The sequence below is a fragment of the Kitasatospora sp. NPDC088351 genome (genome assembly GCF_040685575.1).
Classification (GTDB): domain Bacteria; phylum Actinomycetota; class Actinomycetes; order Streptomycetales; family Streptomycetaceae; genus Kitasatospora.
On the sequence record NZ_JBFBIL010000006.1, the window covers coordinates 149,063 to 160,724 of the forward strand.

At 74.4% G+C, this 11,662-nt stretch carries 9 protein-coding genes; 2 read left to right on the forward strand and 7 right to left on the reverse strand.

Going from position 1 to position 11,662, the window contains the following annotated elements; all coding sequences use genetic code 11:
* Positions 1-35: 35 nt before the first annotated feature.
* The 6 genes from AB0P06_RS07040 to AB0P06_RS07065 form a co-directional block, all read right to left on the reverse strand.
* Positions 36-1,748, reverse strand: coding sequence for a phospho-sugar mutase (locus AB0P06_RS07040; protein ID WP_363605654.1), 1,713 nt, complete (start codon positions 1,746-1,748; stop codon positions 36-38).
* Positions 1,749-1,911: 163 nt separating this feature from the next.
* Complete coding sequence (locus AB0P06_RS07045) at positions 1,912-2,733, reverse strand: purine-nucleoside phosphorylase (RefSeq protein ID WP_363605656.1); 822 nt, start codon at positions 2,731-2,733, stop codon at positions 1,912-1,914.
* A 180-nt stretch (positions 2,734-2,913) separates the two neighbouring features.
* Positions 2,914-3,990: an NlpC/P60 family protein gene (locus AB0P06_RS07050; RefSeq protein WP_363605658.1), complete on the reverse strand. Its 1,077-nt coding sequence runs from the start codon at positions 3,988-3,990 to the stop codon at positions 2,914-2,916.
* Positions 3,991-4,050: 60 nt separating this feature from the next.
* Positions 4,051-4,533 (reverse strand): poly-gamma-glutamate biosynthesis protein PgsC/CapC, encoded by a 483-nt coding sequence (locus AB0P06_RS07055; RefSeq protein ID WP_363605660.1) that lies wholly within the window; start codon positions 4,531-4,533, stop codon positions 4,051-4,053.
* Complete coding sequence (pgsB, locus tag AB0P06_RS07060; protein ID WP_363605662.1) at positions 4,530-5,987, reverse strand: poly-gamma-glutamate synthase PgsB; 1,458 nt, start codon at positions 5,985-5,987, stop codon at positions 4,530-4,532. Before pgsB ends, AB0P06_RS07055 begins: the two co-directional genes overlap by 4 nt.
* 48 nt (positions 5,988-6,035) lie before the next feature.
* Entirely contained in the window at positions 6,036-8,255 is a 2,220-nt protein-coding gene (locus tag AB0P06_RS07065; protein ID WP_363605664.1) for a cache domain-containing protein, read from the reverse strand.
* 207 nt (positions 8,256-8,462) lie between these two features.
* Between AB0P06_RS07065 and AB0P06_RS07070 the strand changes: the two genes are divergently transcribed.
* Positions 8,463-9,458: a hypothetical protein gene (locus AB0P06_RS07070; RefSeq protein WP_363605666.1), complete on the forward strand. Its 996-nt coding sequence runs from the start codon at positions 8,463-8,465 to the stop codon at positions 9,456-9,458.
* 7 nt (positions 9,459-9,465) lie between these two features.
* On the opposite strand, the gene AB0P06_RS07075 is transcribed toward AB0P06_RS07070, so the two are convergent.
* Positions 9,466-9,903: a gamma-glutamylcyclotransferase gene (locus AB0P06_RS07075; RefSeq protein ID WP_363605668.1), complete on the reverse strand. Its 438-nt coding sequence runs from the start codon at positions 9,901-9,903 to the stop codon at positions 9,466-9,468.
* 117 nt (positions 9,904-10,020) lie between these two features.
* Here AB0P06_RS07075 and AB0P06_RS07080 point away from each other — a divergent pair, with 117 nt between their 5' ends.
* On the forward strand, positions 10,021-11,475 hold the full coding sequence (locus tag AB0P06_RS07080) for an NAD(P)H-quinone dehydrogenase (protein WP_363605670.1): 1,455 nt from the start codon (positions 10,021-10,023) through the stop codon (positions 11,473-11,475).
* The last annotated feature ends 187 nt before the right edge of the window (positions 11,476-11,662 follow it).

An 11,662-nucleotide genomic window follows, 5' to 3' on the forward strand; every position in this document is an offset into this window, starting at 1 on the left:
CCGAACGGCGGGCCCCTTCGTCGTGTGCGGGGAGGTCAGGCGTCGATGCCCGCGGCCTCCGCCAGGTCGCGCTTGATCGCGGCGAGCAGCCCGGCGGCGCGCTCGCGGGCGGCGGCCAGGTCGGCGGCGGAGGCGACCGGGAGGACGACCTCCAGATAGCACTTCAGCTTGGGCTCGGTGCCGGACGGCCGGACCACGATCCGGGCCGAGCGGACGCCCTCGCCGGCCAGGCGGTAGCGCAGGCCGTCGGTGGGCGGCAGGTCGGCGGAGCCGGCGGTCAGGTCGTCGGCCCCGGTGACCCGCAGGCCGGCCAGCACGGTCGGCGGCTGGTCGCGCAGGCGCTGCATGGCGTCGGCGATCAGCGCGAGGTCGTGCACCCGGACGGAGAGCTGGTCGGTGGCGTGCAGGCCGTGCTCCAGCGCCAGGTCGTCCAGCAGGTCGGCCAGGGTGCGGCCGGACTTCTTGAGGGTGGCGGCCAGTTCGGCGACCAGCAGGGCGGCGGTGATGCCGTCCTTGTCGCGTACGCCCTGCGGGTCGACGCAGTAGCCGAGCGCCTCCTCGTAGCCGTAGCGCAGGCCGTCGGCGCGGGCGATCCACTTGAAGCCGGTCAGCGTCTCGGCGTAGCCGAGGCCGGCCGCCTCGGCGATCCGGCCGAGCAGGGTGGAGGAGACGATGGTGGTGGCGAAGGTGCCGGTGGCCTTCTTGGCGACCAGTGCCGCGCCGAGCAGCGCGCCCACGTCGTCGCCGCGCAGCATCCGCCAGCCGGGGCCGTTGCCGCCGTTGCCGTTGTCCGGGACGGCCACCGCGCAGCGGTCGGCGTCCGGGTCGTTGGCGATGACGATGTCCGGGCCGACCGAGGCGGCGGTGCGGAAGGCGAGGTCCATCGCCCCCGGCTCCTCCGGGTTGGGGAAGGCCACGGTGGGGAAGTCCGGGTCGGGCTCGGCCTGTTCGGCGACCACGGTGGGCGCGGGGAAGCCGGCCCGGCGGAACGCGGCGACCAGGGTGTCGCGGCCGACACCGTGCATCGGGGTGTAGACGACATCCAGGTCGCGCGGGCTCTGCCCGTCCACGATGGAGACGGCCCGGTCCAGGTACGCCTCGACGACGTCCTCGCCGAGCACCTCCCAGCCGTCCTCGGCGCGCGGGACCTCGGTGAGCGCGCTGATCGCGTCGATCTCGGCCGCGATCCCGGCGTCGGCCGGCGGGACGATCTGCGAGCCGTCGCCCAGGTAGACCTTGTAACCGTTGTCCTGCGGCGGGTTGTGGCTCGCGGTGACGGTGACACCGGCGGCCGCGCCCAGGTGCCGGACGGCGAAGGCGAGCACCGGGGTCGGCAGCGCGCGGGGCAGCAGCGCGGCGCGCAGACCGGCGCCGACCACCACGGCGGCGGTGTCGCGGGCGAAGTCGTACGACTTGTGGCGGGCGTCGTAGCCGATGACGACGAGGTCGCCCAGGCCCTGCTTCCGCACGTACGCGACCAGGCCGGCGGCGGCCCGGATCACCACGGCGCGGTTCATCCGCATCGGGCCCGCGCCCAGCTCGCCGCGCAGGCCGGCGGTGCCGAACTGGAGCCGGCCGGAGAACCGCTCGGCCAGCTGGGACCAGGCGAGCTTGCTGTCCGACTCGGCGTCCGGGCCCTCGGCCAGGGCCAGCAGGGCGGACAGCTCCTCGCGGGTCTGCCGGTCGGGGTCCTCGGCCAGCCAGGCCCGGGCCCGGGCGAGGAGGTCGGTGGTGGTTGCCTGCGTCATGGCTGCAGCTCCATCGGGAAGTGCGTCGGTTGTCGGCCGGAGGGTTCCGCAAGTAGGCAAGGGGGAGGGGGCGCGCACGCGGACGGGGCCCGCGGGTGGGTGTGATCAGCGGATCACAGCCGCCCGCGGACCCCGTCGCTCATGATTGTGCGCCAGACCCGGGTCAGATCCGCTCAAGGACCTTCGCCAGCAGCGCGCCCATGCGCTCGGCGGAGGCCTTGCCGGCCTCCAGCACCTCGGCGTGGTTGAGCGGCTCGCCGGTGATGCCGGCGGCCAGGTTGGTGACCAGCGAGATGCCGAGCACCTCGGAGCCGGCCTCGCGGGCGGCGATGGCCTCCAGGGTGGTGGACATGCCGACCAGCTCGCCGCCGATCACCCGGGCCATGTGGACCTCGGCCGGGGTCTCGTAGTGCGGGCCGCGGAACTGCACGTAGACGGCCTCGTCCAGGGTGGAGTCCACCTCGCGGCAGAGGTCGCGCAGCCGCTTGGAGTAGAGGTCCGTCAGGTCGACGAAGTTGGCGCCGACGATCGGGGAGTCCGCCGTCAGGTTGATGTGGTCGCTGATCAGGACCGGCTGGCCGGGGACCCAGCCCTCGCGCAGACCGCCGCAGCCGTTGGTCAGCACGATGATCCCGCAGCCGGCGGCGGCGGCGGTGCGGACGCCGTGCACGACCGTCGCCACGCCGTGGCCCTCGTAGTAGTGGTTGCGGCCGAGGAAGATCAGGGCGCGCTTGTCGCCGATCTTCACCGAGCGGATCGTGCCGGCGTGGCCGGCCACGGCGGGGGCGGGGAAGCCGGGGAGCTCGGTGACGGGGAACTCGGCCACGGTCTCGCCGAGGGCGTCGGCGGCCGGCACCCAGCCGGAGCCCATCACCAGGGCGACGTCGTGGCGCTCGGCACCGGTCAGCTCGCGCAGGCGCGCGGCGGCGGCCTGGGCGGCGGCGTAGGGGTCGGAGGAGACGACCGACTGAGGAGATGCGTTCACAGGTCCGAGAATAGACGGGAATCGACTACGCGCGTAGAAAATCCTGCCCCGGCATGCCGGATCGTTACCCGGTTGACCCGAAAACACAGCTCGGTGGCGGTTTTCGGGCCCGGCGCCGGTCATTCCGTCCGGACCGCCGCGGGCCGGGACGGGCGCGCGGGCGAAGGCGGGGCCGGCGCTTCACAGCCGCTTGGCGCTGCGCAGCCCCTTCGCGTAGAAGCCGTTGTCGTCCAGCCGGGCGGTGCCGCCCTTGTCGCCGAAGGTCGGGCCGTCCGCCTCCTCCCGGCTGGAGATGTAGCGCGGGTGGCCGTCGGTGTCCAGGCCGAGGTAGATGCCGGTGTGGTCGAGCCGGGCGCCGGTGCGCGCGTCGATCTCGAAGAAGACCAGGTCACCGGGTTGCAGCGGGTCGATCGAGGCGGGCCGCAGGGTGACGTCCGAGCCGGGCGCGGTGGTCAGCGGCAGGACCGGGACGCCGGGGGAGAACCGGGCCAGGCCGTTGGCGGTGCGGGCCAGGCCGGGGCCGGCCACGTCCTTGCTGAGCAGCGGGTAGCCGGAGCGGTACCCGTACACCATGCGGACGAAGCCGGAGCAGTCGAAGGCGCCGTAACGGGTCTTGTCGGGCTGCTTGGTGACCCTGTCGGCGAAGGTGTACGGGGTGCCGAGGTAGTCGAGGAAGTCGGTCTGCTCCAGCCGCAGGTCGTTGCCGGCCGAGCCGTTGGGGTTGAGCGGGCCGAACGAGGCGTCCCCCTTGTAGCGCACGCCCTTGGCGTCCTTCTCGCCGGGCGCGCCCGCGAGGTACTGCACGGCGATCGCCAGCACGTCGTCCGCGCTGCTGCCCAGCGACTGCTGGAACCAGCCGCGGAACCAGCCCTCGCTCTCGGCGCCGGCCTTCCACGGCTGCGGCATCAGCCGGACCCAGGTGTCGCCGACCAGGGTGGCGGTGGTGGTGCCCGGCTCGGCGAAGGTGCGGCTCGGGCCGGTCAGGGCGGCGGTGCGGGCGCCGTCGGTCAGGGTGGCGACCACGCCGCCGCGGGCGTCGCGGACCACCGTGCGGTCCGGGCCGGTCAGCCGCTCGTACCGGTACCCGGCGCCGGCCTGGGCGGTGCCCGGCGCGGCGGTGGCGGCGATCAGCGGGGCGGTGCCGCCCTCGGCGGGCCGTCGGTCGCGGTCCCGCAGCTGGACGGTGAGGTAGCCACTGGTGGCCAGCAGGGTGACGGCCAGGCCGCCGCTGAGCAGGGACTTCCGGGTGACGGGCATGGGGGCCTCCGGCGGGGGCGGGGAGAGAAGGCGGAGTCGGGCCGGGATCGGGCGCCGCGATCAGGTGCCGGGGAGGGCACCGAGCAGGACACCGGCGGTGAGCACCACGTAGTTGGCGAGCGTCACCGTGCTGGTGGCCATCAGGGTGGCCGCCCGGGGCTGGCGGACCAGCTGGTAGGCGATCAGGCCGGGGACGATGAAGCCGAGCGTCTGGTTGGCGTACATGGTTGGCAGCTCGCGCTGGAGCACCAGCATCACGGTGGCCTGGAGCAGCACGCCGATCAGCACCACGGCGGCGAACAGCCGCTTGCCGTAGAGGATCACCAGCTTCTGGACGACCCGGGTGGCGAGGTAGGTCAGCACGGTGACACCGATCACGATGGCCACCCGCTGGAGGTCCTCGACGAGGGTGAGGGCCAGCCAGCCGGGGGTGATCATGCCGCCGGGGGAGAGGTTGGTGGTCAGGTAGCAGACCAGGGAGAAGACCAGGCCGAGCGCGATGCCGATGGCGGCGATCTCGGGGGTGAGCTCGGTGGGGATCACTGCTGGTCTCCGTGGGGGAAGGGGATGTGCTGGCGGGAGGGGGCCGGGTCGAACCAGGAGTCGGGGAGCGGCTCGGGGACGTAGACGGGTTCGGGGCGGCCGGGCTCGGCGTAGTCGTGCCGCGGGTGGGCGTGCTCCTGGTACGGCGGCTCGGCGTAGCCGTACTGGTCGTGCCCGTACTGGCCGTAGCCGTGTTGCTCGTAGCCGTGCTGGTCGTGCCCGTGCTGGTCGTACCCGTGCTGCTCGTACCCGGTCCCGTGGTCCTCCGGCTCCTCGTCCGGGGCCAGCCGGGCCAGCTCCTCAAGGAACAGCTCGCCCTGGCCGTGGATGTTGCCGATCGCCACCAGCGAGGAGTCCGGGCCGAGCGCGGTCAGCAGCTCGTCGGTCAGCGCGGCCGGGTCCCGCTTGTCGCCGCCGAGGTCGACCACCCGCCCCGACCAGCCGGCCGGGATGCCGTCCCGGGCGCTCTTGGTCGGGTGGCCGATCAGGAAGACCGTGTCCGGATCGAGGTCCGGCACGATCTGGCCCATCTGGCCGTTGCGCTCCACCCGGTCCGGACGGCAGTTGATCACGACGTGGAGCGGGCGGTGGATCGCGCCGAGGCCCTCCAGCTGGCGGACGTTCATCAGGGTGGACTCGGGGTCGTTGGCCGCGAAGACGTTGGCGAAGCGCAGCCGCTTGCCGTCGTCCGTGCGGTAGCGCTCGACGGAGAGCACGCCCGGGTCCGGCGGGGCCTGCCACATCCCCTGCAGTGCCGTCTGCCGTTCCACGCCGAGGAGTTCGGCGACGGCGAGCGCGATGGCCACGTTCTCCTTGAAGGTGAACCAGCTGAAGCCGCGCAGTTCCTCGTCGGTCACGGACTCCGGGTCCACCACGATCAGTTCGCAGTTCCGCCGGGCCGCCTCCTCGCGCAGGATGTGCACGCGGTCCTGCTCGGCGGTGACGCAGACACCGCCGACCGGCATCGAGCGGGAGAGCGAGCGCGCGACGTCGTCCAGGGTCGGGCCCATCTCGGCGAGGTGGTCCTCGCGGACGTTGCAGAGCACGCCGATCGTCGAGCGGATCAGCTTGGTCTGGTTGACCTCCTGGAGGGCCGGCATCACCGCCATGCACTCGATCACCAGGGCGTGCGGCCGGTAGGTGGCGGCCCGGCGGACGATGCCGATCTGCTCCACCACGTTGGCGATGCCGAACTTGCGGTAGACCGGCTCCTCGGTCGCGTCGGGGTGGATGAACCGGGCCGCGGTGCCGGTGGTCTTGGCGACGGTCACCAGGCCGCCGCCGCGCAGCGCGCCCGCGCAGAGCCGGGTGATCGAGCTCTTGCCGCGGATGCCGTTGACCAGCACCCGGGTCGGGATCTGCTCCAGCGCGGCGAAGTGCCGGCGCTGCTCGACGATGCCCGCGACCAGCAGGACGGCGCAGCACACCAGCAGCACGACATAGAGGAAGAGCACGGGCGGTGGTCCTTCGACTCAGGGGCCAGGGGCCAGGGGGCTGGGCGCTCAGCGGTCGGGCGTGGGCACGGGGGTGCGGCGGGCGGCGCGCTCCAGGTCCTGGCGGATCAGTTCCAGGCTGCGGGCGACGGCTCCGACCTCGTCGTGGTGGACGGGGTAGAGCACCGTACGGCGGTCCCCGGCGGCCAGTGCCTCGGCGTTCGCGGCGAGGCGGCGCAGGGGCAGGCCGACGGCGATCTGGAGCCAGCCGAGGCAGAGCGCGGCGGCGGCGAGGCCGAGCATGCCGGCCAGCACGGCGCGCCGGTCGGCCCGGTTCTGGTCGAGGTGCAGCCAGGCCACCGGGTGGGCGGTCACCACGGACCAGCCGAGTTTGCCGACGGTGCCGTTGCCGCCGAGCGGCGCGGCGGCCAGCAGGGCCGGGTCGCCGCCGGTGCGGACGACGTCGGCGGTGGCCGCCTTCCTGGCGTCGGCCAGGACGGTCCGGGCGCGGCCGTCGGGGAGTTCACCGAAGGAGCTGTAGCCCTCGTTGGCGGCGAGCACCCGCTGCCGGTCGTCGACCAGCCAGACCCGGCCGAGGCCGGGCCGGGTGAGCAGCCCGCCGAGGAAGTCCGTCCTGAACTCGCCGACCAGCACCGGCCCCTTGGCCTCGGGCGCGTCGCCCTCGGCCGGTTCGGCGGGGCTGCCGCCGAGCGCGGCCCGGGCGGCGATCCGGGGTTCCTTGCCGGAGCTGTTGAGCAGCAGGACACCGCTCGGGCCGAGCGCGTCCGGGCCGGTGCGGTGCGGGGCCCCGCCGGCCTGGGCGAGCACCTCGCCGTTCGCGCCGAGGACGTAGAGCGAGCGGTAGCGGTCGTGCTCGGCGAGGGTGTCGTGGAGCAGGGTGTCGGCCTTGCCGACCGAGGCCTCGGCGAGCGCGGGCGCGAGCGAGCGCAGGTCGGCGTAGCCCTCGTTGAGCGCCTGGCGTATCCGGTCGGCGGCGTTGTCGGTCCGGTCGCGCTGGCCGGCGACCACCTGGGCCGGGACGCGGACGGCGGTGTCGGCGCCGCCGAGCAGCAGCAGCGGGCCGGACCAGCCGAGGACCACGACGGCGCAGAGCGCCAGCGGCAGCGCGGTGCCCGGGCGGCGGCGGCGCCGGCCGGTGGCGGGCGCGGCGGGCGGGCGGGCCGGGTCGAGCAGCTGGAGCCGCAGCTCCTCCAGGGCGCGGGTGATCCGCCCGGCGTCGCCCCGCTTCGGCCCGGTGACCGGCTGGTCCAGCTGCTCGCCGCGGGTGAGCCGGCGGGACTCCAGGAACAGTCGCAGCAGCGGGCGCTGGAGCGTCCGGATCAGGTACCAGGCGAGCAGCAGGGCGACCAGCAGCAGTGCTCCGGCGGCGGCCAGACCGAGCGCGGGGTGGCGCAGGGAGCCGGGCCTGCCGTCGACGGTGCTGGTGGAGACCACGGTCAGGCCGAGCGGGGTGGCGAGGTCGTGGCCGCCGGGGGAGGCGACGACCGCGTAGCCGGCCACCCGGCGCGCGCCCTTCTCGTCCGGGCCGCCGGCCAGGGTGCCGGAGACGGTTCCGCCGGGGGCCGGGCGCTCGCGGGCGGCCCGTTCCCGGGCGAGGCCGACCAGCCGCCGGTCGGAGTCGGCGGTCAGCTTGGCGCCGGTGCTGTCCAGGACGGCGCCGTCGGCGTCGAGCACCTGGATGGTCTGTTCCTTGCGGGTGGCGGTGCCGGGCAGCCGCAGGTTGTCGGAGGCGACCAGCAGGGCCCGGCCGTCGGCCTTGGTGCTGACCAGGGCGAAGGTGAGCAGCCGGGTGCCGGTGGCGGAGGGCACCAGCAGCGGTGCGGGCGCGGTGTCGGTGACCTGGCCGAGGTCGAGCCCGGCCAGCGGCACGGTCTCGCCGCGGGCGGCGAGCAGCCGGCCGGTGTCGGGCCGGACGATCACCGTGCCGCGCCACTTCCGGTACGCCTGGCCGAGCGCGGTCAGCACGGCGGCGGGCTCGGCGGGGGCGCTGTCGTAGTGGGCGGCGGCCCGGCGCAGGTCGGTGGCGCTCTCGTGCAGTCCGGCGCGCAGCGAGGCCGCGGTGTCCTCGGCGGCGTACTGGTGCGACTCGCGGACGGCCTGCGGGGTCTCGTCCACCCGGAGCCCGCCGACGGCCAGCGCGGTGATCGCGGCGACGGCCAGCAGCAGGATCAGCAGCAGGGCGATCGGCGGGCGGATGCCCCCGAGCAGCGGCATGTCGGCCCGGCGGCGATAGCGGTGCTGTCGCGGCGGGGTGGGTGCCGTGCTCACGGGGGCCTCGTTCTGCGGTCGGGCCGACCGGTGCACCCACCCCCCCGGGAGGTCCACCGACGCCGGTTGGTCAAACCTTGGTCAAACCGGACCAGCGTACGAATCGGTTCACGGAATCCAGTCACGTTTCGGCTTCGAACAGGGGACGCTTCGGGATCGATCCTTCGGATCATGAACCGGACGGGCCGCAGGGTAGGTTCTCGGCCCATGGAGACACGGGGTTCGCGGCGCACGCTGGTGCTGCCGGTGGCGGCGCTTCTGGTGCTGGTGGTGCTGGCCGTCGCGCTGACGGTGGCGGCGCGCGGCTCGGCGGGGGAGCCCGGGGCGGCGTCGGGCACCACGGCCGGTGTCACGGCCGGCCCGACCGGGCCGGCGCCGGTGGACCTGGCCGCGCGGGTGGACGCGTACACCGCAGGCTTCGGCCCGGCGGCCCCGTACGCGGTGCCCGACGCCGCGCAGCGCCAGGCGGTCGCGGACGGCGTGCTGCGGACGCTGGAGGGCCGGCCGGAGCAGGCCGGGCAGGCGCTGGCGCGGGTCGGCTACCGGCTGACCGAGTTCACCGAGGCGGGCAGCGGCCGCCGGGTGGCCGAGATCGCCGACGGCTCGGGGCAGTCGGTGGACGGGCGCGGCTGGGGCCGGGTCTACCTGGACCTCGCGGCGAAGGCCTCCTGGACGGTGCAGGTGCCGCACCCGGTCTCCGACAGCCGGACCGAACTGCTCGGCGTGGACCTCTTCCGGTCCGTGCCGGGCGGGGTGCTGGTGCTGGCGGGGGCGCACCGCAAGGCGGGTGCGGACGGCTCGTCGGACGTGGCGCACCGCGCCGACACCGTCTTCGCCGCGGTGGTCGAGGCGCTCACCGCGCGGGGCCTGCCCGGCATCCAGGTGCACGGCTTCGACGAGGACAGCCTGCCGGGCGCGGACGCGGTGGTCTCCAGCGGCGCCGGCCAGGCGGGGGCGGCGGCCGAGCTCACCGCGGGCGGGCTGGGCCGGGCCGGGTTCGCGGTCTGCCGGGCCTGGCGGGAGAAGTGCGGGCAGCTGCAGGGCGCCACCAACGTCGAGGGCCGGTTCGCGGCCGGCCTCGGAGTGCCGTGGCTCCACGTCGAACTGGCCAACGGGCTGCGCACCGAGCCGGCCCGGCGGGCGTCGGTGGCGGCGGCACTGGCCGCCACCGCGAACTCCTGGAGCGCGGGCCCGACGCCGTAGGAACGGTTCAGCAGGGGCGGCGGCGCAGGTCCAGCACGTAGTCGTGGGGGGCGCCGGCGCTCTCCGCGGCGTCGGCGATCAGGCCGAGGTAGCGGGCGGCGGGCAGGCCGCCCTCGTAGTCGTTGAGCACGTACGTCCAGACCTGGATGTCGCCGTCCAGGGTGTGCGCGCGCAGCTTGATCTTGCGGTAGATGCCGAGCTGGACGCCCTCCCAGCGGTCCAGGCCCTCCTCGTCCATCGGCGCGACGTCGTAGAGCGAGACGAAGACCTGCTCCTTCTCGTCCTCGACCACGGTGGCCAGTGAGCCCTCCCAGCCGAGCTGCTCGCCGCCGAAGGTGAGCCGCCAGCCGTCCAGCCAGCCGGTGCCGCGCAGGGGGGAGTGCGGCGCGCGGCGGGTCATCTGCCGGGCATCGAGGTTGGTGGCATACGCGGCGTAAAGGGGCATGGGGTGCAGCCTAGACGGTCCGGCGGGCGGCGGGCGGGGCCCGGGCGGTCCGGGGCGGACCGGCGGCCGGACGGAACCCCCGACCCCGGCGTGGCAGTCGTCCCGGCGTGCGGGACAATGGGGGACGTGACTCGGATCGTGATCATCGGTGGCGGACCCGGCGGCTATGAGGCGGCGCTCGTCGCCGCCCAGCTCGGCGCGGAGGTGACCGTCGTCGACCGCGACGGCCTGGGCGGATCGGCGGTGCTCACGGACTGCGTGCCGTCGAAGACGCTGATCGCGACCGCGGAGGTGATGACGACCTTCGACAGCTCGTACGAGGAGCTGGGCATCATCGTCGCGGACGACACACCTCCGCAGGAGCAGTCGGCCCGGGTGGTCGGCGTGGACCTCGGCAAGGTCAACCGGCGAGTGAAGCGCCTCGCCATCGCGCAGTCCCACGACATCACCCAGTCGGTGACCCGGGCCGGCGTCACCGTGCTGCGCGGCCGGGGCCGGCTCGGCACCGGCGGCCAGGGCGCGGACGGCTCCCGCGAGGTGCTGGTGGACGCGCCCGACGGCACCGTCCAGTCGCTGCGCGCCGACGCCGTGCTGATCGCCACCGGCGCCCACCCGCGCGAGCTGCCGGACGCCCAGCCGGACGGCGAGCGGATCCTGACCTGGACCCAGGTCTACGACCTGGAGGAGCTGCCGCGCGAGCTGATCGTGGTCGGCTCCGGCGTCACCGGCGCGGAGTTCGCCGGCGCGTACCAGGCGCTCGGTTCGAAGGTCACCCTGGTGTCCAGCCGCGACCGGGTGCTGCCGGGCGAGGACCCGGACGCCGCCGAGGTGCTGGAGGAGGTCTTCCGCCGCCGCGGCATGAACGTGATGAGCCGCAGCCGGGCCGAGGGGGTCAAGCGCTTCGGCGACCACGTCGAGGTGACGCTCTCCGACGGCAAGGTGATCACCGGCACGCACTGCCTGATGGCGGTCGGCTCGATCCCGAACACCGCCGGGATGGGCCTGGAGGAGGCCGGGGTCAAGCTCAACGACTGGGGCCAGATCCGGGTGGACCGGGTCTCCCGCACCAGCGCCCCGGGCGTCTACGCGGCCGGTGACTGCACCGGTGTCTTCATGCTCGCCTCGGTGGCCGCGATGCAGGGCCGGATCGCGATGTACCACGCGCTCGGCGACGCGGTGCAGCCGCTGAACCTGAAGACCGTCGCCTCCAACGTCTTCACCGACCCGGAGATCGCCACCGTCGGCTACACCGCCGCCGATGTGAAGTGCGGCAAGATGGACGCCGTCGAGGTCAAGCTGCCGCTGCGGGGCAACCCGCGGGCCAAGATGCAGGGCATCAGGGACGGCTTCGTGAAGCTGTTCTGCCGCCCGGGCACCGGCATCGTGGTCGGCGGCGTGGTGGTCGCGCCGCGCGCCAGCGAGCTGATCCACCCCATCGCGCTCGCGGTGGACGCCAATCTGACGGTCGAACAGGTGGCCAGCGCGTTCACCGTCTACCCGTCCGTCTCCGGTTCGACCGCAGAGGCCGCCCGCCAGCTGCACATACGGAAGCGGGCCGAGGGCGAATCCTGAGCATCCGAAGCGCAGTTGAGGGCGGCCGCCGTTCGGTGGCCGCCCTTCGCGTGCGCCGGAGCGTCACCCGGACGGCGGGCGCAGTCCCGGATCGTCGGCGGCGCGCATTGTACGGTCACGCGCCGTTCCGGCGTGAGCAATTCCCGCTACTAGCTGCAAACGCCTGAAAGCAGACGGTCACGCACGT